Origin of the sequence: Streptomyces sp. NBC_00086 (genome assembly GCF_026343255.1) — a bacterium.
Classification (GTDB): domain Bacteria; phylum Actinomycetota; class Actinomycetes; order Streptomycetales; family Streptomycetaceae; genus Streptomyces.
Map to the genome: position 1 here is coordinate 8,138,363 of NZ_JAPELZ010000001.1, position 24,204 is coordinate 8,162,566.

The following is a 24,204-nucleotide window of genomic DNA, read 5'->3' on the forward strand; positions in this document are numbered from 1 at the left end:
TCAGCGGCGGTGGATCCGGTCGATGCCGTACCACTTCGACACGCAGGCGGCGGCCCAGTCACGCTCGTAGGTCTTCGTGAAGAAGGGCTCGGCGAGACTGCCGATGTACAGGGGCTTGTAGGCCACGTCCGTCGCACCGCGCTCGACCTCGGCCTCGATGCGCGCGTTCTGCGCGTCCCAGGTGATCGAGCGGGCGACCGTCATGGTCGTGAGCCGCTGGACCTCCGGGACCAGGACGGCCACGGAGGCCAGCGCGAGGCCGCACGCCGCCAGCGCCCCGACCAGGAGGGCCGGGCCGGCGTTCCGGTGTGCCCGGAGCCGCCGTCCGCCCCACGCGCCCAGCAGGGCGCCGTAGCCGCAGAGCGCCAGCTCCATCGGCACCAGGTAGCTGGTCCAGGTACGGGCGTACGTCCACCCGGTCGGCCCGTAGCCGCTGCGCAGGCCCACCACCACGGCGAACGAGCCCAGGATCACCACGGGCACCGGCAGCAGCAGGAGGGCGATCAGCGTGCCGCGCGGAACGGTCCTGCGCGGCTCCCGCTTCTCGGGCTCGCCGCCGCCCCGGCGGGACCTGCCCAGGACCATCGCCAGACCCAGCAGCACGCCGACGGCCGCGGCTCCGAGGTAGGCCGGCCGGCCGGTGACGGAGTCCCACATGCGCAGCCAGTCGTCGAAGGTGGCCCGGAGCTCGCCCGCGGACAGCAGGGACTCCTTGGCCGGCTGCTGCGCCCGGCGCCACCGGGCGCCGGGGGAGGTGTAGAGCACGATCAGGCCGGTGACCAGGCCCGCGCACCAGACGAGGCACCAGGTGAAGGGCCGCCAGTTCCGGGCCAGTCCGAGCCGGGGCAGGCAGAGCAGCCCGACCAGGGTCGCGAGGAGACCGCTGACGAGCGCGAACGGCTCGCTCAGGGTGCCGATGGCGAAGGCGATGAGGAACGCGGCGACCAGACCGGTCACCCGGACGGCGGTACGGTGATGGTTGGCGGTCCGCAGGGCCAGCAGGAGCGCCCACACGCCGATGACGCTCGGCACGGTGTGCGAGATCGTGGCGGGGGCCCACAGCAGGGCCTGATAGCTGCGCGGGCCCGCGAAGTAGACCAGTGCCTGGATGACCAGGGCGCACGAGATCAGGACCAGCAGCCGGGGCCTGCCGCCGATGAACCGGACGAACTCGCGGCCCAGCAGCACCAGTCCCACGGTGAACGTCACGGCTATGACCGTGGGCAGGATCTTGGTCCCGACCAGTCCGTCGCCGTAGATGATCCCGCTCAGGAGGGCGTTGGTGATCCTGCCGTTCTGCGTCATGTAGAAGTCGGACGTGATGCCGAAGACGCCCATGTCGCGCGACTTCCACGCGGCGCACCAGTCGTCGGACGTGGGCCGCACGTAGAGACCGAGGAAGCATCCGACGGCGACCAGCGCACCGGCCGCCGCGACGAGCACCGCCCCGGTGGCGGCGAAGACCCCGCGCAGGGGCGGACGACGCCGGCCGGCGGTGTCCTCCACCCTCTCCCTCTCGGTCTCGCCCTGGTCCTCAACTGTGCTCATGTACCTGTCCTTCGCAGCGGAAGCCGGCCGTGAGAAGCGGCCGACGCGCCCACCGCCCGCGGTGACCCCGGGGCCCGCGGAAATCCATGATGTGCACGGCTCGCGGCCTCCGGCATCCTGGGTGCGCCAGGACGGGTACGGAGCCACGGGGCCCCTCCGCGCTCCCGGGTCACCCGCGCGGCGGGCCTTCCGTGGCAGCCTACGCGGGGCGCTCCCAGGATGGGGAATCAGGGTCCGTACGCACACGGGCCCGGCGGAGGGAGCGGCGATGCGAGGTGTCCGGCCCGGCCGTTGGGTGGTCGTCACGGCGGCCCTGGCGAGCGTCGCCGTCCCCGTGTGCACCTCGGGCCACCCACCCACCGGGCACCCTGGACACGCCGCCCGGTACGACACCGGGCACCCCAGCCGGTACGCCGGGCAGCGAGGCGGCGGGCAGCGAGGCGGCGGCCCGGCGCCGTTCGCCCTGCCCGTGGGCCACGGGGGCCGCCTGGCCCCGGAGCCCGGACACGCCCGCCCGGCGGCCCTGGAGGCTCCCACCGCCGGACTCCTGTCCAACACGACCGGCGCCGAGGGCGTTGCGCCGGCCCTCGCCGCGGACGCCCGCTACGTCCAGGGAAGTCACGTCCTGCGGCTCGCCTCCGGCCGGTGGATGTACCTTCCCGACGGCAAGACGGCCTCGGCCGTCGTCGTCGCTGGCCATCCGCCCGCCCGGCGGCAGATCGAACGCAGCCGCGCCTGGCTGGCCTCCGGCCGGGTCCCCGGCACCTCGACCGAGCGGCGCGCGGCGGCCGAACGGGCCCTGCTGGCCATGCGCGCCCTGCTGCGCCCCAACGGCGCCGTGGCGGCGGGCTGGAGCGACGGCTGGAAGTACTCCTGGCCGCGCGACTCCAGCTTCGTCTCGGCGGCCTTCGCGCACACCGGCCACGACGCCGAGGCCTACCGGATCCTCGGCTACAGCGCCGCGACCCAGCGCGCGGACGGCACCTGGGAAGCGCGTACGAAACTCGACGGATCCGGGCCGCCCGACGCCAGGAGCGCGCAGCTCGATGCCAACGGCTGGGTCCCCTGGGCCACCTGGCAGTGGTACCAGGAGGCGCCCCCGGCCACCCGCCGGGCCCGGCTGGCCACCCTCTACCCGATGATCCGCAAGGCGGCCGACCACGCGGCGGCCTCCCTGCGGGCGGACGGACTGCCGCCGGCGTCCCCCGACTACTGGGAGCTGACGACGGCCACCGCGAACATCGGCACGGCCGCCCCGCTGCTCGCCGGGCTCAACGCCGCCGCCGACCTCGCCCGCGAGGCGAACCGGCCCCAGGACGCCGACCGCTGGACCCGCGCCGCCCGGCGGCTGTCGGCAGGCATCTCCACGCGCTTCCTGCCCCTGGGGTACCAGCGCACCGTGGACGGACGCCACGGGCGGGACAGCGCGGTGGCCTTCATGGCGCCCCCCTTCAACGAAGCCCCCTCCGGCCTGGCCGGCGCGCTGGACACCACCTACCGGGAACTGCTCCTGCCCAACGGCGGGCTGACCCCCGGGAACGATCCCGGGGCCCGCTGGGGCGCGTACGCCTGGACACCCAGTACGGCCTTCTTCGCGCTCGCCTGGGCCGGTACGGGGCGGCCCGAGAAGGCCGGACGGGTCCTGGACTGGGTCCTTTCCAAGCGCAACGCGCTCGGTGAACTGTCGGAGAAGGTGGACGGGAAGGGCCGGCCCTCCTCGGTCGCCCCCCTCGCCTGGACGGGCTCCATCGCCGTCCTGGCCCTCGTGGCGCTGGAAGGCACAGGGCTCCCGACCCCGCCCCTGGGCCCCTAGTGCTGTGACCGGGGGTCAGACGGTCTGCGTGCCCTCGCCCGCCGGCGGTGCGGCGCGGAGCCGCTCCAGCGTGGCCAGGAGATCTCGGTAGGCGAGCCGTTCCGCCGCCAGCGCCCGTACGAGGGGGAGGTGCTGCGGTTCACGCCGCGAGCGGGCCGAGACCGCGGCGGCGCGGCGGACCTCCCTCGTACGGGCCACCTCGTTCCTGGCGTCCACGTACGCGGCGTCGAGCAGGCGGTGGTCGAGGACCTGGGCGAAGGCCCGGTCGGCCAGGACGTCGATCCGGTCGAGGTCCTCGGCGCAGCGCTCGGGGGCAGCTGCGGCACAGCCTTCGTCCAGGGCCCGGGACATCGATCCCAGAGTCGCCCCGAGCTCCGGGTACCCCCAGGCCGGCGCCGTGTCGTTCCCGCATCCGGTGGCGAGGAACAGCAGCACGGCGACGGAGGCCACGGCGCGGACCGGGCCCGGCCCCCTACGCCCGGGCGCGCGGGGAGGAGGGGCCGGGGGATCCATCCGTACGGGGGAGCACGCGGTCATGGGAGCCCCGATCACCGGTCGAGTGGGGTGGGACGGTGCCGGGTCCCGGCCTCGGCCGGGACCCGGCGCGGTCCGCCGCCATCGTCGCCCGCACCGCTCAGTGCTGCCACCGGGGACCCTCGGGGCGGTCGGCCGCCTCCTCCGGCGGCGGGACGGCCAGGTACCAGGGGGCGTAGGGCGGCCGGTTGCCGCGCGGCTTGGGGGCGCTCGGGGGAGGGGTCGTCAGGTGCAGACGGGCGTCCAGGCCGAGAACGGCGCCGATGGCCGAGCCGTCCAGCGGGGCCAGGGCCGCCGGGGCGCCCGTGTAGTACATCTGGGATTCGAGCCAGGCCGGTCCGCGGTCCAGGTCAGTGGAGGCGACCGTGCCCGAACCGGCGCGGCCCACGAGCAGGTCCCCCGCTACACCGACGGAGCCGTAGCCGCCGTGGCCGCCCACGGTGGTGACCCGGGAGAACGTCGGTCCGGTCGGGCGGGAGCCGGCCAGCGTCTTTTCGACGTTGCCCGAGCCGGGGCGTCGGAAGTACAGGGCGACTCCGTCACCCTCGGGAACCGCCGAGAGCGGTCCGGCGGTCCACGGCAGTCCGGTCCGTACGGGGGCGCCGAACGGGGCGTCCGGTGCGCGCTGGACCCAGGCCATCACGCTCTTGGTCGTGGGCACGTACACGTGGCGCCGGCCGGCCGTGTCCGTGGCGGTGACCGGGTCGCCCCAGAGCGGTTCCTTCGGGCGGCCGGAGCCGCCCAGGGATGCCCAGCCTCCGAAGGCGCCGCCGGCGGCCGACTGGGCGCAGGCGCGCAGGGTGCGCCGGGTATCGCGGACGTAGACGGTCATCCGGCCGGCACGGTCCAGGGCCACGGCCGGCGCGCTGATCGCCGAGCCGTCGGAGAGGTGGTCCGTGTCCGGGGTGCCCAGCGACCGCCACGGGGCGAACTCGCCGTCGGGCGCCGCCTGGACGGAGTAGACGACTTCGCGCTTGTAGTCCTGGGACTTGGTGCCCAGCGTGGTCCGGGTACCGAAGACCCCTACCCTGCCGTCCGGGAGCCGGACCGCCGTGGCGCCCGTGTCGATCCCGGTCCCGGCGAGGAAGCGGGGCCCCTGCCAAGGCGCCTTGAAGCCGCTGCGCGACCAGTAGGCCATCCGGCCGTCCAGCACGGTGAAGGCCCACAGCTTGCCGGGTGTGCCCTCGGTCATCCAGGAGCTGTTGGCGCCCCGGCTGTACCGGATGCTCCGGTTCCAGCCGGGCGTGTCGCCTTCGGGCCGGGTGGCCAGCTTGCGGTCGCCACAGCCGGCGGGGCTGCCGCACCAGTTTTTGAAGTCCATCCAGGCAAACGTCTTGAGGTAGACGAGCTTCTCCGCGGCGGTCTGCGGGTCGAGGGCCGGTGGCATGCCGGTGTTGGCGTAGCTCACGTAGTTCTGGATCGAGAAGTGCGGCCGATCCGTGGACTTCGCGTAGCGCTCGGCCGCGGCCTGCGCGAAGCGGGCGCCGTATATGTGGTCCTGGTGGTCGGCCTTGCCGGGGCCGGGCGTCGGGTCCTGCGTCCGAATGGTGGTGGGCCGGTACCGCGCGAAGACCGCCGCGATGGCCTCCACGACCTGGTCCTTGCTGTACGAGACCCCGGACTGCTTGACCGGCGTTTCCGAGCTCAGCTGGACGCCCAGCGAGGGGATCTTGTCGCTCCACAGCCTGCGCAGGCTGACCGGCACTTCCTCGCTGACCTTGCCGGCTTCCCGCAGCTGCATCCACACCAGGTTGACTTCGGGCCGCGCGACGAGGACGTCCACTTCGGCGCTCCCGCCGCCGACGGTGGGTATGGAGCGGCGCTGCCAGGCGCTGGCGCGGTTGCCCGTGGCCATCTGCGCGTAGGCGGCCCGTATGCCGTTCTGCCGGGCCTCCGCGTAGGCGGCGTGGTCGGGGGGGCGCACGGGGTCCTGCAGGGCACCCTTGTGGGCCTCGTTGTGGCCGTCGGACTCGCCGGCGGTGAGATAGACGGTGGTGACCTTGATGCCCGTCGATATGGCGCGGCTCACATCGGGGTTCATGAAGTAGAGGTCGTCGTCGGGATGCGCGACCACCTGGAGCACCGTGCCCTCGGTCACACTCGGGCGGTGCGCCGCGGGGGCCGCGGGCTCCGATATGGTCCCGTCGCCGTAGGCCCAGGTCGTCACCCCGACGGAGATGACGGTGAGCGTGGTGAGCACCGCCACGAGGCGGGTGCGGCGGGCCAGGGGCATCTGTGAAGCCTCGGGAATCGGTCGGGAGGGTGCGGAGTTGGGCTGCGGGGCGGGTCGGTGCCCCTTTGGTCCCACCGCTTTCCGGAGACGACCGGGCCCGATTATGCCTTCAGCGCGCGCGCCTGACACACCGTCATGTCCTATATTCCTCGACATGTGGCGACTTTCCCCCTACGGGCCAACTTGGGTAACTATGTCCATATTTCTCGGGAGTGAACTACCGCCCCGTACCCCGACGAACCGTGCCGCCCCCGCCGAGGTCGCAGGCCCGGCACATCCGGCTGTTCGCAGGGCTCGTCCCCTGGTGGCACAGGGGCGGTCTCGCCCCCGGCGCCTGACGCGGAGTCGACGGCCCGGTCGCGAGGCCTCCCTGGTGGTCGCGCGAGGAGGGGGGCCTTCCGTGTGATCGGATCCACACGACGGGCGTCCCCGCCCGAGGCCCTCGGACGGGCAGTCCGCCGCCGGCGCCTCCCTGAAATTTCTCGCGCGGTGCGCACCCGTCGCACCATGATCAACATACCGGGGCCAGGGGGGCTTGCGGCAAGACCCGGGGCGTGGCGGAGAATCACCGACCGAAGCCGGGGTCTCAGGGCCTTTGGTCCCTACCGATGTACCGAAACGGGAGTCGCCGAATGCGTGTGGTGTTGTCGACGTACGGGTCGCGCGGGGCCGTGGAGCCGATGGCGGGACTGGCGGTCCGGCTGCGGGAGTTCGGCGCGCAGGTGCGGCTGTGCGCGCCGCCCGACGAGGAGTTCGCCGTACGGCTGGCAGGGCTCGGTGTGGAGGTGGTGCCGACCGGCGGCCCGGTGCGCCCGCTGGTGACCTCGGTGACGCCGGGATCGGCCGAGGGGCTGGCGCAGCGGGCGGCGGATCTGATGGCCGCACAGTTCGACATCGTCGCCGCGGCGGCCGAGGGGGCGGACGTGCTGGTGGCGACCGGCCCACTGCCGGTCACCGCGGGCGCGCGATCGGTGGCCGAGAAGCTGGGGCTGCGGTACGTACACGCGAGCCACCAGCCGGTCAGCCTGCCGTCTCCCCACCGGCGGCCGCCCGCGCGGCGGGGGCAGCCGCTGCCGTCGGACGCCACCGACAACCAGGCGCTCTGGGACCTGGATGCCCGCATCGCGCACACCATGTTCGGCGAGGCGCTCGACACCCTGCGGGCGGCGGCCGGCCTGGCACCGGTGGACTCCGTCCGTGACTACGCCTTCACCGACCACCCGTGGCTGGCCACGGACCCGTTCCTCTCCCCGTGGCAGCCGACGGGACTCGGCGTGGTGCAGACCGGAGCGTGGTGCGCACCGGACGAACGCCCGCTCCCCGCCGAACTGGTGGACTTCGTGGACGACGGCCCCCCGCCCGTCTACGTGGGCTTCGGCAGCATGCCCCTGGGCGCCGTCGGAGAGGTCGCACGGGCGGCCGTCGAAGAGATCCGGGCGCGGGGCCACCGCACGGTCGTCTCCCGGGGCTGGGCCGGACTGACCCCGGCCGACACATGGGACGACTGTCTCCTCGTCGACGAGGTCAACCATCAGGCGCTCTTCCGCCGGGTGACCGCCGTCGTGCACCACGGCAGCGCGGGCACCACGACGACCGCCACCCTGGCGGGCGTGCCCCAGGTGGTGCTGGCGCAGGGTGCGGACCAGCCCTACTGGGCGGGCCGGGTCACCGACCTGGGCATCGGCGCGGCCCACGAGGGCCCGGCCCCCGCCGCCGGATCCCTGTCGGCCGCGCTGCACACGGCCCTGGCTCCCGAGACCCGCGCCCGGGCGGCCTCCGCGGCCGCCGCGGTCCGCACCGACGGGACGACGGTGGCCGCACGCCTGCTGCTCGAAGGGGTCGCCCCGACCGCTTGACCTCAAGTCCGATCGAGGTCCCGCCGTTGCTCCGGCGCGATCACCGGCGCACTGCCCGCCGCCGGCCGGGGCCCCGGGCGGGGGCCCCGGGCCGGGCCCGCCCTCATCCGGTCGGCCCAGTCGGACGGCGGGCCGAATCCGCAGGCCGGGGCCGTACGTTCCGCATCCCGTCGGGCACGCCGTCTATCCCGGCCCGCTGCGCGGATGGGAACCTGGGCCTGCCGCTCAGCCGAGCGCGGGCGCCCGCTCACCCCCGATCTCGTGGGCGCCCTTGCACCCACCCCGCCATCAAGGGAGTTCACCGCATGCAGACCCGTTTAGCCGATGACGCGCGCAAGCGAGTGGTGTGGGGGATAGCCCTCGTCCTGATCGCGGTCACGGCGCTCCTCGGGGTCAGGCCGGGGGCCGCCACGGCGACCGCCCTGCCCGCCCCGCCCGTACCCGCCCTCACCTGGGGCCCCTGTGCCGACGGCCAGGGCGACGGCTTCGAGTGCGCGACCGCCCAGGTGCCGCTGGACTACCGCAACCCCACGGGAAGCACGATCCCGCTGGCCGTCACCCGCCGGCTCGCGGCCGACCCGGCCCACCGCACCGGCGTCCTGGTGCTGCATCCCGGCGGACCCGGCAACTCCGGCGTGAACTTCGCCCGCAACAGTTACGCCGCGCTCCCCGCCGCCCTCCGTGACGGCTTCGACGTCGTCGGGTACGACATGCGGGGCGTGGCACGCAGCGGCCAGGTGGAGTGCTGGAACGACGCGGAGTACTCGGCCGCCGTCGACGCCGCGCGCGGCGTCCCCGGACCGGGAGCCCTGCAGACCGCCCTCCGGCAGGGCCAGGAGTTCGCCGCCGCCTGCCGGGAACGCGCCGGCGGCCTCGTGCCGTTCATCGGCACCGGGTCGAACGCCAAGGACCTCGACCTGCTGCGGCGCGCCCTCGGCGAGGAGACGCTCACCTTCTACGGCCGCTCCTTCGGCAGTTACGTCGGCACCGTGTACGCCGCCCAGTTCCCCCGGCGCGTGCGCGCCATGGTCCTGGACGGGGGCTACGATCCGCGCCGCTACGCCGACGTGCCGTACGCCTACGACGCCACGCAATTCACCGCGCTGGACGCGGCGGTCGGCCGGTTCCTCGACTGGTGCGCACAGAACGCCACCGCCTGCGGATTCGGCGCGGGCAAACCCCGCGAGGCCTTCGAACAGCTCAAGCGGGACCTCGACGCCGATCCGGTCATCACGCCGAGCGGACGCCCGGCCACCGGCTACACCCTCGCCTACCGCCTGATGTTCAACATCAACTCGGGCAAGGAGATCTGGCCCTACCTGGGCGAGGCGCTGGCCGCGGCCCAGGCGCACAAGACCTCCTTCCTGCTGTCGCCCCCCTCACCCGGGTCCTTCGACTTCCTCAACGTCAACCTCGCCGTCGAGTGCGCCGACCGGGTCTACCCGACCAGCCGGCTCCTCCTGGGCGGACTCGTCAGCGCGGAGGCGGCCTCGGCGCCCCTGCTCGGACCGCCCATCGGCCTGGGACCGCCCACCTACGACCACAACCACGCGCCCGCCTGCGCGCAGTGGCAGGCGGAACGCCCGAGCCGCTACGAGGGCTCCTACCGGGCCGCCGGATCCGCCCCGATCCTGGTCCTCGGCACGACCGGGGACCCGGACACCCCGTACCGCGATTCCGTGGCCCTGGCCGGGACCCTGGAGGCCGGACGGCTGCTGACCTTCGACGCCGAGGGTCACACCGCCTACAACCGGAGCGCATGCGTCAGCGCGCTCGTCAACGACTACCTGGCCACCCTGGCCCTGCCCGCACGGGGCACGGTCTGCGCGGACGAGACGCCCCCGGAGGCGCTCGGCCGACGCGCCACCGGGCCCGTGGAAGCAGACGAGACGAACGACGTGATCCCCACTCTGCGCTGACAGGGGGATCCGCCTCAGCCCCCCGCCTCGGCCCCCGCCTCAGCCGGCCGTCACCGGCGAGCCGGGGCGGGCCAGGCGGGCGAGGTAGCGGGCCAGTCCGGTCGCGTCCTCGCCCGCCCAGCCCACGTACCCGTCGGGCCGGACCAGGAAGAGCCCCTTGCCGTACGGCTCGTACGGTCCGATCCGGTGGACGTGCAGGAACTCCGCGCTCACGGGGGGCAGTTCGGCATCCGTGCCGACGGCCAGCAGGGTGAACTGCGGTCCCCGGAACAGGTCGAAGAGCCTGCGCCCGTCCGGCAGCGGGCCGTCGGGGGCCCGGTCCCCGGATTCCAGAGCGCCCGCGGCCCCCTCGGAGAGGGGGCCGCCCCGGTATCCCAGGCCGAGCTGGCGGGTGGCGCCGCCGCGTTCCTCCTGGCCGCGGTGGATCCGCGTGGACAGGCCCAGTACGTGCGCGGCGACGGGCTGACGCTCCTGCTCGTAGGTGTCCAGGAGCGCGGGGTCGGCTCCGTGGCGCAGGACCTGTCCGAGCTTCCAGCCGAGGTTGTAGGCGTCCTGCACGCTGGTGTTGAGACCCTGGCCGCCGGCGGGGGAGTGCACGTGCGCCGCGTCGCCCGCGAGCAGCACCCGGCCGTCGCGGAACCGGTCGGCCATGGCGGCGCGCGGCCTGAAGTCGGAGGCCCACCGGACCTCGGTGACGTCCTGCGCGTCCAGGTGGGTCAGGGCGGCGACCGCGGCGGGGACGTCGAGATCTGTGAGGTCGTCGGTCCGCGCGACGAACTGGTGCTCGTCGGTGCCGGGCAGCGGGCACAGCGCGGCGAAACCGCCGTCCGGGCCCGGGAACAGGTGCCAGTGGTCGCGGTCCAGCGCTCCGGGGCGCAGCCGGACGTCGGCCACGACCATCGGGGCGGGATCCACGGTCTCGCCGGTCATGCCGATGTCCAGGGCCTTGCGGACCGTGGAGCGGCCCCCGTCGGCGGCCACCAGGTAGGCGGCGCGCAGCACGCTGCCGTCCGAGAGGTACGCGCTCACCCCGTCGGCGTCCTGCTCGAAGCCGGTCAGGGCGGTGTCGAAGCGGACCCGGCCGCCGAGCCCGGTGAGGCGCTCGTACAGGATCTCCTGGGTGCGCCACTGGGGCAGGAGCCGGGCCCGCGGGTGCGGCTCGGTGTCCGTGGGGCCGCCGACGGCGGCGTCGCCGAGCATGTCGTGCTCGCCGACCGGCAGGCCGTCCTGCCAGATCTGCCCGAGGGGTGCGTGGGCGCTCGCCTCCCGCACCGCGTCCCCCACGCCGAGGTCGTCGAAGACCTCCAGGGTCCTGGGCTGAAGCCCCTTGCCCCGCGAGCCGGGGAAGAGGGTGCCGGCCCGCTCGACGACCAGCGCGTGGACGCCGCGGCGGGTGAGGTCCAGGGCCAGGGCCAGTCCCGTGGGGCCGGCGCCGACGACGAGCACGTCGGGAGCCCCGATTTCCTTAACGCTGTTAAGTTCGGTCATGGGCACGAGAATGTGCTTAACGCTGTTAAGTTGTCAAGGTGGTGAGAGAAGAACGAGAAGCAAAACCAGAACGGGTCCGGCTCGACCGGGCGACGGTGGCCGCCACCGCCCTGCGGCTGCTGGGCGACGTGGGCCTGGAGGGACTGACCCTGCGGGCCATCGCCAAGGAGCTCGACGTCAAGGCGCCCGCCCTGTACTGGCACTTCAAGGACAAGCAGGCCCTGCTCGACGAGATGGCCACCGAGATGTTCCGCCGGATGACGGCGGACCTGGACGCGGCCCGTCCCCCCGACGACTGGAAGCAGGCACTGGAGGCCGCGATGCGGGGCCTGCGGGGGCACCTGCTGCGCTACCGCGACGGCGCCAAGGTCTACAGCGGTACGCACTTCACCGACATCAGCTACGCCGCTCCGATGGAGGCCCACCTGCGGACGCTCGTCGCGGGCGGCTTCACGGCTGCCGGGGCGGCCCGGGCCTGGTTCACCGCGTACAGCTACACCATCGGGTACGTGATCGAGGAGCAGTCGATGGGCCCCCTGCCCGGCTCGGACGGGGAGGGCTACGACCTGGAGGCCCGCGCCGAACGGCTCGCCGGCTTCCCGCTGACGGCCGAGGCGGGCCCGGAGATGTTCCGCGATCAGGACGCCGGCTTCGAAGCGGGCCTCGCGGCGGTGCTCGCGGGCATCGCCACGACCCTGCTCCCGCCGGCCGCGCGGCCGGCCCCGCAGGGCCCGTAGGCCCCGTCCGTCGTGCCGGCCCCGTCAGGGCGCCGGGGCGGCGACCCCCGCGCCCCGGGCCTCGCGCCGGTGCGCGGGCGCCGGCGCGGTGATCATGAGGGCGGCCGCGGCGGCGCCCAGCAGCATGATGCCGGCCGCCCACCAGAGCGCGACCCCGAAGCCGTGCACCACGCCCTGGGCCTCGACCAACCGCTGCGCCGGGGACACGGAGGCGCCGTCGGCGGCCTGCGCCGGTCCCGCGCGGTGTGCGGCGACGTAGGCCGTCGCGGCCGTGCTCGCGATGGTGTTCAGGAGCGCCGTTCCGATCGCGCCGCCCACCTGCTGGGCCGTGTTGACCGTGGCGGAGGTGATCCCGGAGTCCTTGCGCGCCACGCCCTGGGTGGCCGTCGACATCACGGGCATGAAGACCAGGCCCATGCCGAACCCGAGGACCAGCATCGCGGGGAGCACGTGGGTCGCGTACGAGGAGTCCACTGTCAGCCGCGTGAGCAGGACCAGGGCCACGGTGGCCAGGAGCAGCCCGGGGACGATCAGCGAGCGGGGCGCGAGCCGGTCGAGGAAGCGCGCGGAGACCTGGGTCGCACCGGTGATGATCGCCAGCGTCATGGGGAGGAAGGCCAGCCCGGTCTTGACGGGGGAGTAGCCGAGGATCAGCTGGAAGTAGTAGGTCATGAACAGGAACAGGGCGAACAGGCCGATGGTCGCCAGAGCCATGGTGAGCAGGCAGCCGGCCCGCGTCCGGTCCCCGATGATGTGCGGCGGAAGCATGGGGTCGCTCGCCCGCGCCTGCCACCAGGCGAACGCGGTGAGCAGGGCGGCCCCGCCGGCGAGGAGGCCGAGGACCGGGCCGTCGGACCAGCCGCGCGGTTCGGCCTCGCTCAGCCCGAAGACGATGGCCGCGAGCCCGCCGCACCCGAGGATCGCACCCGGGACGTCGAGCTTCGCTCCCGTACGCCCCGTGCCGCGCAGGAAGGCGAAGGCGCCGAGGACCGCGACCGCGGCGATGACCACGTTGACGTAGAGGCACCAGCGCCAGTTCAGGTACTCCGTGAGCAGGCCCCCGGCGATCAGGCCGACGGCGCCGCCGCCGCTCGCGATCGCCGCGAACACGCCGAAGGCCTTGGCGCGTTCCCTGGGGGTGTCGAAGGTGGTGGCCAGCAGCGACAGGGCGCACGGCGCGAGCAGCGCCGCGAAGACGCCCTGCAGTGCCCGGGCCGCGAAGAGCATCCCGGGTCCGCTCGCCGCGCCGCCCAGGGCGGAGGCGAGGGCGAAGCCGCTCAGGCCGATGACGAACGCACGCCTGCGGCCGATGAGGTCCGCGAGGCGCCCGCCCAGCAGGAGCAGACCGCCGAAGGCCAGCGAGTAGGCGGTGATCACCCACTGCCGGTTGCCGTCCGACATCCCCAGATCGCGCTGGGCGGAGGGAAGGGCGATGTTCACGATCGTGGCGTCGAGCACGACCATCAGCTGGGCCAGCCCGATGACGGCCAGCGCCCACCAGCGCCGGGGATCGGGAGGTCCCGCCGGTGCGCCGCCGGCGGGCCGGGACGGGGCTTCGGGCATCGGGCCGGATGAGGTTCCGCTGGCGGACGTCATGCGGCCAGCCAAACACGGTTCGTGACGGTCAGCCCGCCTGGAGGTCCGCCGGTGGGACCCTGCGGTCGGGATCGGAGCGTCCGGAGCGTCCGGACCGGTGAGCGGGGAGCCGGGGTCGTCGGCGCTGGGCGCGGCCCCGGGCCGCACCCGCGCCGACCGGCGCGGACGCCGCCCGCTGCCGCCGGACATGGAGCCTGCGGATGGCGGCGTACGCGGCGACGGTGGCGAGACTCGCGGCGCACCAGGCGCCGAGGATCAGCAGGATCGTGCTGAGGACGGCCACGGGGACTCCTCGGGTGTGGAACGACACCACTACGACGAGCCGGGCAATTGTTGCTCGCCGTGACCGTCCAGTACCCCGGGGAGACGGAGTTCACGCGCCCGTCATGCCCGTTTCCGTCCCTCCCGCTCCGGACCTGGCCGCTCCGGTCCCGCCCGCCCCGGCGCCCGGCGCGGACGCCGCTACGGTGCGATCGGCAGCTGCCGCTTGTGCTCGGTCAGGCGGTAGCGGCGGACGATCGTCTCGAAGGGGCGCTCCCCGACCGGCTTGCCCTCCAGGAAGTCGTCGATCTCGTCGTAGGTGACGCCCAGCGCGTCCTCGTCGGCCTTGCCCGGGTCCAGGGTCTCCAGGTCCGCGGTGGGCGTCTTCCAGACCAGCTCGGCCGGTGCGCCCAGGACGTCGGCGCAGGCCCGTACCCGGCGCTTGGTCAGCCCGGTCAGCGGTACCACGTCGGCCGCGCCGTCGCCGAACTTGGTGAAGAACCCGGAGACAGCCTCGGCGGCGTGGTCGGTGCCGACGACCAGGCCGTCGTGCGCGCCGGCCACCGCGTACTGGGCGATCATGCGCTGGCGGGCCTTGATGTTGCCCTGCACGAAGTCCTGGTGGTGGGCGTCGCGGAAGACGGTCCCGCCGGCCAGTGAGGCGGACAGCGCCGCGTCGCTCGCGGGCTTCACGTCCACGGTCAGCACCCGGTCGGCGTTGATGAAGCCGAGGGCGAGCTGGGCGTCCCTCTCGTCGGCCTGGACCCCGTAGGGCAGTCGCATGGCGTAGAACGTCGCCTCGTGCCCGGCCGCGCGGACCCGCTCCACGGCGAGCTGGCAGAGCCTGCCGGCCGTCGTGGAGTCCACGCCGCCGCTGATCCCGAGGACCAGGGAGCGCAGGCCGGTGGAGGTGAGCCGCTCGGCCAGGAACGCCACCCGGCGCTCGATCTCCCGCTCGGCGTCGAAGGCGTCGGTGACCAGGAGCTCCCGGGCGATCTCCTGCTGCAGGGCGGTGGACGCCGGCTGGCTCACGGCTGCTCCTCATGATGGTTCGTCGGATCGCGGTGCGATGCGCTGTCCCGCCGACCCTAACCGAGCGCGCGGGTGAGCCGCGTCTCACCCTCGTGGCGGCGCTTGTCTATGCAACGAGTTGCATAGAAAGATCGGGGCATGGCACTTGAGCACGCGATCCTCGTCTCCCTGCTGGAACAGCCGGGTTCCGGATACGAGCTGGCCCGCCGGTTCGACCGGTCCATCGGCTACTTCTGGACCGCCACCCACCAGCAGATCTACCGCGTGCTCAACCGGATGGAGGCCGACGGCCGGCTCGACGTCCGCGAAGTGCCCCAGCTGACCCGGCCGGACAAGAAGGAGTACTCCGTCACCGCGACCGGCCGCGCCGCCCTCTCGGCCTGGCTCCACGAGCCGGTCCAGGCCGACACGGTCCGCCACGAGCTCGCCGTGAAGATCCGCGGCGCGGCCTTCGACGATCCGGCCGCCCTGATCCGCGAGGTCGAGCGGCACCACCGCACGCACGCCGACCGGCTCACGCACTACCTGGCGGGACAGCTCCGCGATTTCACCGGACCCGAGGCTCCGGCCCCGGACCCCTCCGACGCCGGGCGGGAACTCCAGCACGTCGTGCTCCGCGGCGGCATCGCCTACGAGCGCATGCAGCTGGCCTGGCTGGAGGACGTACTGGCCACCCTCCACCGCCTGACGGCCCCCTGAACCGGCGCCGCCGAGCGCTCCCTGCTCCTCCCTCTTTCTCCTGCTCCCTCGTCACCCCTCATCCTCCGACCGGAAGGCGAACGCCCATGAGCGACCAGCTGCTGTTCAACCCGCGCACCTACGACCCCGCGCACTTCGACCCCGAGACCCGCCGGCTGCTGCGCGCGACCGTCGACTGGTTCGAGGAGCGCGGCAAGCGCCGGCTGATCGAGGACTACCGCACCCGCGCCTGGCTGGGCGACTTCCTCGCGTTCTCCGCGAAGGAGGGCCTCTTCGCGACCTTCCTGACCCCGGAGCCGGCCGCCGGCCAGGACGGGACCGACAAGCGCTGGGACACCGCGCGCATCGCCGCCCTCAACGAGATCCTCGGCTTCTACGGCCTCGACTACTGGTACGCGTGGCAGGTGACCATCCTCGGTCTCGGCCCCGTCTGGCAGAGCGACAACGCCGCCGCCCGCGAGCGCGCCGCCCAACTCCTCGACGCGGGCGAGGTGTTCGCCTTCGGCCTGTCCGAGAAGACCCACGGCGCGGACATCTACAACACCGACATGCTGCTGGAGCCGTATGCCGACGGTGACGGTGCGGGCGGCTTCCGGGCCACCGGCTCGAAGTACTACATCGGCAACGGCAACGCCGCCGGACTCGTCTCCGTCTTCGGCCGCCGCACCGACATCGAGGGCCCGGACGGCTACGTCTTCTTCGCGGCCGACAGCCGCCACCCCGCGTACGACGTGGTGAAGAACGTCGTCGACTCCTCCAAGTACGTCAGCGAGTTCCGCCTCACGGACTACCCGGTCGGCGCCGATGACGTCCTGCACACCGGTCGCGCCGCCTTCGACGCCGCCCTCAACACCGTCAACGTCGGCAAGTTCAACCTCTGCACCGCCTCGATCGGCATCTGCGAGCACGCGATGTACGAAGCCGTCACCCACGCGCAGGGCCGCATCCTCTACGGCCGCCCCGTCACCGCCTTCCCGCACGTGCGGCGCGAGCTCACCGACGCGTACGTCCGCCTCGTCGGGATGAAGCTGTTCAGCGACCGGGCCGTCGACTACTTCCGCTCCGCCGGACCCGACGACCGCCGCTACCTCCTCTTCAATCCGATGACCAAGATGAAGGTGACCACGGAGGGCGAGAAGGTCATCGACCTGATGTGGGACGTCATCGCGGCCAAGGGCTTCGAGAAGGACACCTACTTCGCCCAGGCGGCCGTCGAGATCCGCGGCCTGCCCAAGCTGGAGGGCACGGTCCACGTCAACCTGGCGCTCATCCTCAAGTTCATGCGCAACCACCTGCTGGAACCGGCCGACTACGCCCCCGTCCCGACCCGCCTCGACGCGGCCGACGACGCCTTCCTGTTCCGCCAGGGCCCGGCCCGGGGCCTTGGATCCGTACGGTTCCACGACTGGCGCCCGGCCTACGACGCGTACGCCGCCGTGCCCAACGTCGCCCGGCTGCGCGAGCAGGCCGACGCCCTCTGCGCGTTCGTCGAGACCGCCGCCCCCGACGAGCGGCAGAGCCGCGACCTCGACCTCCTCCTGGCGGTGGGCCAGCTCTTCGCCCTGGTGGTGCACGGCCAGCTCGTCCTGGAGCAGGCCCGCCTGACCGGCCTGGACGAGGACGTGCTGGACGAGCTCTTCGGCGTCCTCGTACGGGACTTCTCCGCGCACGCCGTCGAACTGCACGGCAAGGACTCCGCCACCGCGGACCAGCAGGCCTGGGCGCTGGGAGCGGTCCGCCGCCCGGCCGTGGACGCGGACCGGTCGGCGCGCGTGTGGGCGCGGGTGGAGGCGCTGGCGGGTGCGTACGAGATGAAGCCCTGACGCCTGGCTCGATCTGGCTGACCGGGTCCCGGATCGCGTGCAAGTGATCGTCTGAGGATCGAGCCGAACCCGCACCTCCTACCCGCCGTAGGGGTGCGGGTTCGGCCGTAGGCCGTCCTGGGTTTCCCGCGCTAACCGATGGCCTCGAAGGAGGCGACGAGGTCGGTGGGGGAGGGCAGCGCGGCAATCTCCGCCCGAGTGGCGGCGGCCCCCTTGCGGAGGGCCTCGTCGGTGAGCAGGCGTTCGAGCAGACCGGCGTCCACCGCGTCGCCGGTCGTACGGAGGGCGAAGCCCAGGCCGGTCGCGGCATCGGTGTTCATGAAGTGGTCGGCGCCCTGCGGGAGGATCAGCTGCGGGACGCCCAGGGCGGCGGCGGTGAGCATGGTGCCGGCGCCGCCGTGGTGCACGATCGCGTCCGCGGTGTCCAGGAGCTGCGCCAGGGGCACCCACGGCAGCGCCCGGACGTTGTCGGGAAGCGTGCCGAGCGGGCCCAGATCGGTGTCGCCGACCGCGAGCAGGAACTCGGCGTCGACGGACGCCGCCTCGGCGATCACCCGGGTGACCGGGTCGACGCCCGCGAACGCGGTCACCACGGTCCCGAGGGTGACGGCGATTCGGGGCCGGGAGCCACGGGCCACGAGATCGCGCGGAATCGAACCGCCACCGTTGTGCGGCACGTACCGGACGCGCCAGCCCGTGCCGTCTCCGCCGAGGGAGGGCGGAACGACGTCGAGGACGGTGTGGGTGGCCGGGCCTTCCACCCCACGGGCCCGATACTCGTCCGCCAGCAGTCCGGCGAGCCGGCCGACCATGCCGAAGCCGGACATCACGCCGAAGTTGTGGACCACGGCCGGTATGCCGAGGGCCGCGCAGACCAGGGGAGCGGCGGCTTGGAAGGCGGCGTGGACGATGACGTCGGGCCGCCAGGCGGTGGCGAGTGCGAACAGGTCGTCGATGGTGACCCGCCCGTGTTCGGCGAAGCCGGCCGCGGCGATCCGCTCGGTGTCCTCTGGGCTGTTGCCGTCCGTGATGAACTGCAGGTCCGAGCCGTTCGAGGCACGCTTGAAGGCCTCCAATAGCGTCGAGCCGTCACCGATCCCCACGGTGGGCAGGCCGGACTGCCGCATCTGGTCGTACGGGGCCGAAACCGCGAACAGCACCTGGTGCCCGGCGGCCTGGAGCGCCTGGGCGGTCGGCACCATGGGGAACAGATGGCCCACCGAAGCGGGGCCGGTGAAGAGGACGCGCACGCTGACACTCCTTGGGTCGAACCGTGAATTTCTGCTCGTTCAAGGCCACTTGAGGGTTCTGGCACCTGTTCGAACGAATCCGCGCGCGCCTCGGTTTCCACTGACATGATCGAATTTCGGCCTATTGCGGCGGGCCCTGTACGAGGAGGCGGGCCGCAGCGTGGTCCGCGCGGTCCACCTCGTCCGACGCGTCGATGTAGCCGTAGGCGTCGTCGCCGACGGGGATCCGCAGCGGCGTGGGGCCCTCGGCGGTGACGATGTCCAGGACCCGCGCGGCGAAGTACTCCGGGGCTCCGGTCTCGGGGCTGTCCGCGAGGCCCCGGGCCCCTTCGAGCATCTCGCGGTTGGTGGCGTCGTAGGCGGGGACCCGGTGGGCGGCCTCGGCCATGGAGGTTCCGTAGCGCGTCGCGAACATGCCCGGTTCGATGACGGTGACGCGGATGTTGTGGGGCGCGGCCTCCATCGCGAGGGTCCGGCTCATGCCTTCGAGGGCGTGCTTCCCGGCGGTGTAGGCGGCCAGCCCGGGGAAGGCCATCCGTCCGACCACGGAGGAGACGTTGAGGATGTGGCCGTGCCCCTGGGCCCGCATCAGCGGCAGGACGAGGCGCGCGAGCCGCCAGGGGCCGACGACCAGGGTCTCCAACTGGTCGCGGAGTTCGGCGTCCGAGACCTCCTCGACCGCGCCGAACAGTCCGACGGCGGCGTTGTTGACGAGGACGTCGATGCCGCCCAGGCGCTCGGCCGCGATGCGGACGGCTTCCTCGCAGGAAGCGTCGTCCCGCAGTTCGAGCGGGATCGGGACGATCCGCCCGGGCCAGGCGGCGGCCAGATCCTCCAGGTCGGCGGTCTTGCGGGCGGTGACGGCCAGTTCGTCCCCGGCCCCGGCCGCCGCGGTGGCGAGGGCGTGCCCGAGCCCCGAGGAGCATCCCGTGATCAGCCAGCGTCGTCCCATGGTTCCCCCGTGATGGCCGAGTTGCTGCGGATGTTGACGGCAGTTCATGTTCGGGGCGGATCCGGTCCGCGGTCATCCCCGCTGCGGGGGCGCGCGGAGGCGCGCAGGCGCACGTCCGGGCCCGCGCACGCGCCGGGCGGGCCCCGCGGGCCCTCCGCACGGGTCAGGAGTCCGTGCGGAGGAAGAAGTGATGGCCCGCGAACGGGACCCCGTCGGGGAGTCGTTCGCTCCGGGGCCGGACCAGACCGAGCGTGAGCAGCGCCAGGCGTTCCGCGATCAGCGAGAGCGAAACGACGTAAGGGCCCGCCAAGGGTTCGCGGTCGGAGCGCTAGGCCGTTTCCTTCGGATCATCTGATCGTTGGTTGATGTGTGTCGTTAACTGATGCCCAGTGGGCACGGATTGAGCCGTTGCTGCCGGACCGGACACCGAAGCGGGGCGGACGGTGGCGTGATCACCGGCAGGTGATCGACGCGATCGCGTTCAAGTACCGCACCGGCACACCGTGGATGGAGCTCCCCGAGCACTTCGGCTCGTGGAAGGGCGCCCACAACCGCCTGCGGAAATGGGCCGCCGACGGCACCTGGGAGAAGGTCTTCACCGCCCTGCTCGCCCAGGCCGACGCCGAAGGCGACCTCGACTGGGTCGTCGCGGTCGACTCCACCGTCGTCCGAGCCCATCAGCACGCCGCCGGGGCCCGTCAAAAGGGGCCCCGGCCGGCGAGCCGGACGACCATGCCCTTGGACGTTCCCGCGGCGGGCTGACCACCAAGATTCACCTCGTCGCAGACGGCCGCTGCCGGCCGCTGGCCTTCGTCCTCACGCCCGGCCAGGCCGGTGATGCACCCGCGTTCACCCAGGTCATGGCTCGCTTACGGGTGCCCCGGCCTGTCGGACGGCCACGGACCACACCGGAGACGGTCCTGGCAGACAAGGCCTACTCGTCCCGCGGGATCCGGGCCCATCTCCGTCGGCGCGGGATCCGCGCCGTGATCCCGCAACCTGCCGACCAGGCCGCCAACCGCAAGCGCCGCGGCAGTGGTGGCGGTCGTCCTCCGGCCTTCGACCGTGAGACCTACAAGCACCGGAACACCGTCGAACGCTGCATCAATAAGCTCAAGCAGGGGCGCGGGCTGGCCACTCGATACGACAAGACCGCCACCATCTACCTCGCCGGACTCCACCTCGCCGCCATCTTCATCTGGTCAGCGAGGTGATCCGAAAGGAACCGCTTCGTCGCCGGCGCCGGTGGGCTCGTCGATCGGCCAGGCGATTTCCAGGCGGTTGCCCGGGTCGTCCGGTGTCCCGGTCCACCGGCGGTAGACCATCCGGGCCGGCCCCGCGAAGGCGAAGTCGTGCTCGGTGATCCAGTTGGCGACGGCGTCGTACGCGCCGAGGATCTGCGGGAACGCGGCGTCCGCTCCCTCGACCTCCGTGCAGGCGAGGGTGCTCTCGGGCAGCTCGCGCACGATCATGCCCTCGGGCAGGTCCGTGGGCTGCGCGCCGTCCTCCCAGAACGGCAGGCACGCCTCGACGAGCGTCTCGTTCTCGTTGTCGCACACTCCGTGGAAGCGGACGAAGGCGGGCCCGGTGAAGGTGAGCGGGCCGCGGCCGGCGACCTCGTACATCTCCTGATAGGCACCGCGAAGGAAGGCGTCGAGCCCGGAGTTGTCCAGGGTTGCCCCGCGGACGAGGATCCGTTCGGCGGCGCCCTGGCGGACGGTGACATGGTGGGTCATCTCTGCTCCTTCGGTCAGTCGGCTCAACAGGCTGTGGACCAAGGAACGCTGTACCTCCAGCCGCCGTTCGGCCGCCCGCAGACGCGCCTGCAGAGCGGCGACCAGCTCATCCTCGCCGCCACCGAGCAGCTGGCGCACCTCCTCGACCGGGATGTCCAACTGCCGCAGCGCCCTGATCGACTGCGCCGTACGCACCTGATCACGCCAGAAGTACCGGTAGCCACTCACCGGATCGACGAACGCCGGCACCAGCACGCCACTGGCGTCGTAGTGCCGAAGCGCGGTGACCGAGAGGCCGCTGGCCTGCGAGAACTGCCCGATCGGCAGCAGGTTTCTCTTGTCCATGGCATTGACTGTGCCGTCTCTCGTAACCCGAGAGTCAAGCCCGTCCTCGAATGATGGCTGCACCGCCATCGCCAAGATGCGCCCGGCCATCCCCACGCGCCGAAGTTCCGCGACGGCCTGATCCGAAAGACACGGCCTAGGCGAGCGGGGCCGTTCCTGCCGCGCCCGGGCCCGCCGCGCTGCCGCCGGCCCGGGCGGCGCGGCGCAGGCGGGACCTGGCCGGATCCTGAGGGGAGTACGAGGACGTGCCGGTGTGTTCGCGCGGGTTCGGGCGGACGAACAGGGTGACGGTGACCTTCTCGGTGAACCCGTTGCGCCGCATCATCGCCGCGGAGGACGCGTTGCCGCTCTCCACGTCGGTGATGATCCGGGACGCTCCCGCGGCGAAGAGCGCGGCGCAGCAGTGCTCGACCAGGGAACTCGCGACTCCGCGACCGCGGGCGCGTTCCTCCAGGGCGATCCACTCCAGGTAGCCCCAGTCCTCGCGCTCGTCGTAGGACAGTGATCCGAGGACGAAGCCGAGCAGTCCCTCCTCGTCGCGGGCGATCCAGCAGGCGTCCGGCTGGGCGTCCCAGTGCGCGGCCACCGAAGACAGTGACCAGGACGTGTAGGGCATCGCCTTCACGTCGAAGGCCCGGTAGCCGAGATCGAGAACGGCATCGAGGTGGGTCAGTCGCAGGGGGAGGGTCTCGACTTCACTCATGAACTCGATGATGACATAGGTGCATATGTCTGCCCGTCACCTGAGGGAGAGGGCCTCGGGGTCCGCCGTCGGATCCTGGGCGTACTCCAGGGCCTCCGCCTCCGCCTCCGCCGGCGTCTTCGGGCCACGGGCCAGGACGTAGAGGAACAGGACGCCCATGACGGCGACGCCCGCCCACATGGCCTGCTGCCAGCCCTCGACGAAGGACTGCCGGGCGGCGTGGACGAGGGCCTGCGCCTGGGGGCCCGCACCGTGCGCTGCCTCGACGGCGTTGGCGAGGCCCTCCCGCGCGGCGTCGGCGGCGCCCTGCGGGATGCCCTGGAGCCGCTCGTCGACGGCATCGCGGTAGCCGGCCGACAGGAGCGCTCCGAGCAGGGCCACTCCCAGCGCGGTGCCGAACTCGCGGGTGACGTCGTTGAGCGCGGAGGCCACGCCCTGGCGCTCCCGGGGCAGGGAGCCGGTGATGGCTTCGGTGGAGGGCGTCATCGCCAGGCCCATGCCGATGCCCATGGCGAGCATGCCGGGAAGGACGGACAGGTAGCCGCCGTCGACGGAGACGATGCCCGCCATGAGGGCGAGGCCGGCGCCGGCGAGCAGGATGCCGGCCGCCATGGCGCGGCGGGCACCGGTGCGCGCGGCCAGCCGGGGAGCCAGGCCGGAGGCCAGCATCATGGCCACGGCCATGGGCATCAGCGCGAGCGTGGAGATGAGGCCCGACCACCCGAGAACGGCCTGGAAGAAGGGGAAGAGCACCACGAAGATCCCCGCCTGCACACCGAAGACGGTCAGCAGGGTGAGGGAGCCGCCGGCCAGCCCGCGCTCGCGGAACAGCCGTACGTCGAGCAGGGCGGCGTCCCGGAGACGAACCTCCCGGACCACGAAGGCGACGGCGGCGAGCAGCCCGGCGACGAGGCCGGTCAGGGTGGTGGGATCGGACCAGCCGCGCTCCGGCCCTTCCTGGAGGGCGAAAATGAGGCCGGCCACGGCGACGACCGAGGTCAGCGCGCCGACGGTGTCGTACGCATGCCCGGGGGTCTCGCGGGAGTCGGGGATCACGCGCAGCGACATGACCAGGGCCACGACGGCCAGGGCGACGGGCAGCACGAAGAGGTAGCGCCAGTTCGCCACGTCCACGAGCGTCGCGGAGAGGAACATGCCGAGGACGCCGCCGCCTCCGGCGACCGCGGTCCACACACCGATGGCCCGGCCGCGCTGCTCCTCGGGGAAGGTGGAAGTGATCACGGCGAGGGTGATGGGCATGATCATCGCGGCGCCCACACCACTGAGCAGGCGTGCGGCGAGCATGACCTCCGTGGACGGGGCGAGGCCCGCGACGGCGCCGGCGACGCCGAAGACGGCCAGGCCGGCGATCAGCGTGGGCTTGCGGCCCAGCCGGTCCCCGAGTGCTCCGAGCGGGAGCAGCAGGGCGGCCAGCGTGAGGGTGTAGAGGTTGATGATCCACAGGACGGTGCTCTGCGAGGCGCCGAACTCGACGGCGAGGTCGGGCTGGGCGACGTTGAGCCCGGAAACCGAGGCGATGACGGCCATCAACGCGATGCATACGGTGATCAGGACGGTGCGCAGCCGGCGTGCGTCCGGCCGGTCTTGGCTGTCGGCGCCGCCGGGTCCTTCGGCGGCTGCCTCCCGTGGGGGCTGGTGCGAACTCATGGTTTCCTCCC

19 protein-coding genes and 1 pseudogene are annotated in these 24,204 nt (G+C 73.0%); 7 read left to right on the forward strand and 13 right to left on the reverse strand.

Annotated features, from left to right (window positions below):
- Positions 1-1,548: a DUF6056 family protein gene (locus OG276_RS36775; protein ID WP_266912312.1), complete on the reverse strand. Its 1,548-nt coding sequence runs from the start codon at positions 1,546-1,548 to the stop codon at positions 1-3.
- 268 nt (positions 1,549-1,816) lie between these two features.
- Between OG276_RS36775 and OG276_RS36780 the strand changes: the two genes are divergently transcribed.
- Entirely contained in the window at positions 1,817-3,361 is a 1,545-nt protein-coding gene (locus OG276_RS36780; RefSeq protein ID WP_266912314.1) for a hypothetical protein, read from the forward strand.
- Positions 3,362-3,376: 15 nt separating this feature from the next.
- On the opposite strand, the gene OG276_RS36785 is transcribed toward OG276_RS36780, so the two are convergent.
- Together OG276_RS36785 and OG276_RS36790 are read right to left on the reverse strand one after the other, a co-directional pair.
- Positions 3,377-3,811 carry a hypothetical protein gene (locus OG276_RS36785; protein WP_266912316.1) on the reverse strand — a complete coding sequence of 145 codons (435 nt, stop codon included), beginning with the start codon at positions 3,809-3,811 and terminating at the stop codon, positions 3,377-3,379.
- 184 nt (positions 3,812-3,995) lie between these two features.
- Positions 3,996-6,128, reverse strand: a complete 2,133-nt coding sequence (locus OG276_RS36790) for a PIG-L family deacetylase (RefSeq protein WP_266912318.1) — start codon at positions 6,126-6,128, stop codon at positions 3,996-3,998.
- Positions 6,129-6,760: 632 nt separating this feature from the next.
- Between OG276_RS36790 and OG276_RS36795 the strand changes: the two genes are divergently transcribed.
- Both OG276_RS36795 and OG276_RS36800 read left to right on the forward strand, forming a co-directional pair.
- Entirely contained in the window at positions 6,761-7,984 is a 1,224-nt protein-coding gene (locus OG276_RS36795; protein ID WP_266912320.1) for a glycosyltransferase, read from the forward strand.
- 305 nt (positions 7,985-8,289) lie between these two features.
- Positions 8,290-9,903, forward strand: a complete 1,614-nt coding sequence (locus OG276_RS36800) for an alpha/beta hydrolase (RefSeq protein WP_266912322.1) — start codon at positions 8,290-8,292, stop codon at positions 9,901-9,903.
- A gap of 39 nt (positions 9,904-9,942) precedes the next feature.
- Here OG276_RS36800 and OG276_RS36805 read toward each other — a convergent pair whose 3' ends face one another.
- The gene (locus OG276_RS36805; protein WP_266912324.1) at positions 9,943-11,391 is read right to left on the reverse strand and encodes an FAD-dependent monooxygenase; all 1,449 of its coding nucleotides are present in this window, start codon (positions 11,389-11,391) and stop codon (positions 9,943-9,945) included.
- A 38-nt stretch (positions 11,392-11,429) separates the two neighbouring features.
- Between OG276_RS36805 and OG276_RS36810 the strand changes: the two genes are divergently transcribed.
- Entirely contained in the window at positions 11,430-12,128 is a 699-nt protein-coding gene (locus tag OG276_RS36810; protein WP_266912326.1) for a TetR/AcrR family transcriptional regulator C-terminal domain-containing protein, read from the forward strand.
- Positions 12,129-12,152: 24 nt separating this feature from the next.
- On the opposite strand, the gene OG276_RS36815 is transcribed toward OG276_RS36810, so the two are convergent.
- From OG276_RS36815 to nadE, 3 genes are all read right to left on the reverse strand, one after another.
- On the reverse strand, positions 12,153-13,691 hold the full coding sequence (locus OG276_RS36815; RefSeq protein ID WP_266913438.1) for an MFS transporter: 1,539 nt from the start codon (positions 13,689-13,691) through the stop codon (positions 12,153-12,155).
- A 61-nt stretch (positions 13,692-13,752) separates the two neighbouring features.
- A complete protein-coding gene (locus tag OG276_RS36820; RefSeq protein WP_266912328.1) occupies positions 13,753-14,007 on the reverse strand; it encodes a hypothetical protein in 255 nt (84 codons plus the stop codon).
- A gap of 179 nt (positions 14,008-14,186) precedes the next feature.
- On the reverse strand, positions 14,187-15,017 hold the full coding sequence (gene nadE, locus OG276_RS36825; RefSeq protein WP_266912330.1) for an ammonia-dependent NAD(+) synthetase: 831 nt from the start codon (positions 15,015-15,017) through the stop codon (positions 14,187-14,189).
- Between the two features lie 138 nt (positions 15,018-15,155).
- Between nadE and OG276_RS36830 the strand changes: the two genes are divergently transcribed.
- Both OG276_RS36830 and OG276_RS36835 read left to right on the forward strand, forming a co-directional pair.
- A complete protein-coding gene (locus OG276_RS36830; RefSeq protein ID WP_266912332.1) occupies positions 15,156-15,716 on the forward strand; it encodes a PadR family transcriptional regulator in 561 nt (186 codons plus the stop codon).
- An 86-nt stretch (positions 15,717-15,802) separates the two neighbouring features.
- On the forward strand, positions 15,803-17,539 hold the full coding sequence (locus OG276_RS36835) for an acyl-CoA dehydrogenase family protein (protein ID WP_266912334.1): 1,737 nt from the start codon (positions 15,803-15,805) through the stop codon (positions 17,537-17,539).
- A 131-nt stretch (positions 17,540-17,670) separates the two neighbouring features.
- On the opposite strand, the gene OG276_RS36840 is transcribed toward OG276_RS36835, so the two are convergent.
- The 3 genes from OG276_RS36840 to OG276_RS36850 form a co-directional block, all read right to left on the reverse strand.
- On the reverse strand, positions 17,671-18,789 hold the full coding sequence (locus tag OG276_RS36840) for a nucleotide disphospho-sugar-binding domain-containing protein (RefSeq protein WP_266912336.1): 1,119 nt from the start codon (positions 18,787-18,789) through the stop codon (positions 17,671-17,673).
- A gap of 121 nt (positions 18,790-18,910) precedes the next feature.
- Positions 18,911-19,741 (reverse strand): SDR family oxidoreductase, encoded by an 831-nt coding sequence (locus tag OG276_RS36845; protein WP_266912338.1) that lies wholly within the window; start codon positions 19,739-19,741, stop codon positions 18,911-18,913.
- A 163-nt stretch (positions 19,742-19,904) separates the two neighbouring features.
- Positions 19,905-20,051 (reverse strand): hypothetical protein, encoded by a 147-nt coding sequence (locus tag OG276_RS36850; protein ID WP_266912340.1) that lies wholly within the window; start codon positions 20,049-20,051, stop codon positions 19,905-19,907.
- A gap of 59 nt (positions 20,052-20,110) precedes the next feature.
- Between OG276_RS36850 and OG276_RS36855 the strand changes: the two are divergent.
- Positions 20,111-20,955: pseudogene (locus OG276_RS36855) on the forward strand (IS5 family transposase).
- Here the strand turns inward: OG276_RS36855 and OG276_RS36860 are convergent.
- The 3 genes from OG276_RS36860 to OG276_RS36870 form a co-directional block, all read right to left on the reverse strand.
- Positions 20,944-21,822: a MerR family transcriptional regulator gene (locus OG276_RS36860; protein ID WP_266912342.1), complete on the reverse strand. Its 879-nt coding sequence runs from the start codon at positions 21,820-21,822 to the stop codon at positions 20,944-20,946. The pseudogene OG276_RS36855 and the gene OG276_RS36860 overlap by 12 nt on opposite strands.
- Before the next feature lie 136 nt (positions 21,823-21,958).
- Positions 21,959-22,525, reverse strand: coding sequence for a GNAT family N-acetyltransferase (locus OG276_RS36865; RefSeq protein ID WP_266912344.1), 567 nt, complete (start codon positions 22,523-22,525; stop codon positions 21,959-21,961).
- A 36-nt stretch (positions 22,526-22,561) separates the two neighbouring features.
- Positions 22,562-24,193, reverse strand: a complete 1,632-nt coding sequence (locus tag OG276_RS36870; protein ID WP_266912346.1) for an MFS transporter — start codon at positions 24,191-24,193, stop codon at positions 22,562-22,564.
- Between the last annotated feature and the right edge of the window lie 11 nt (positions 24,194-24,204).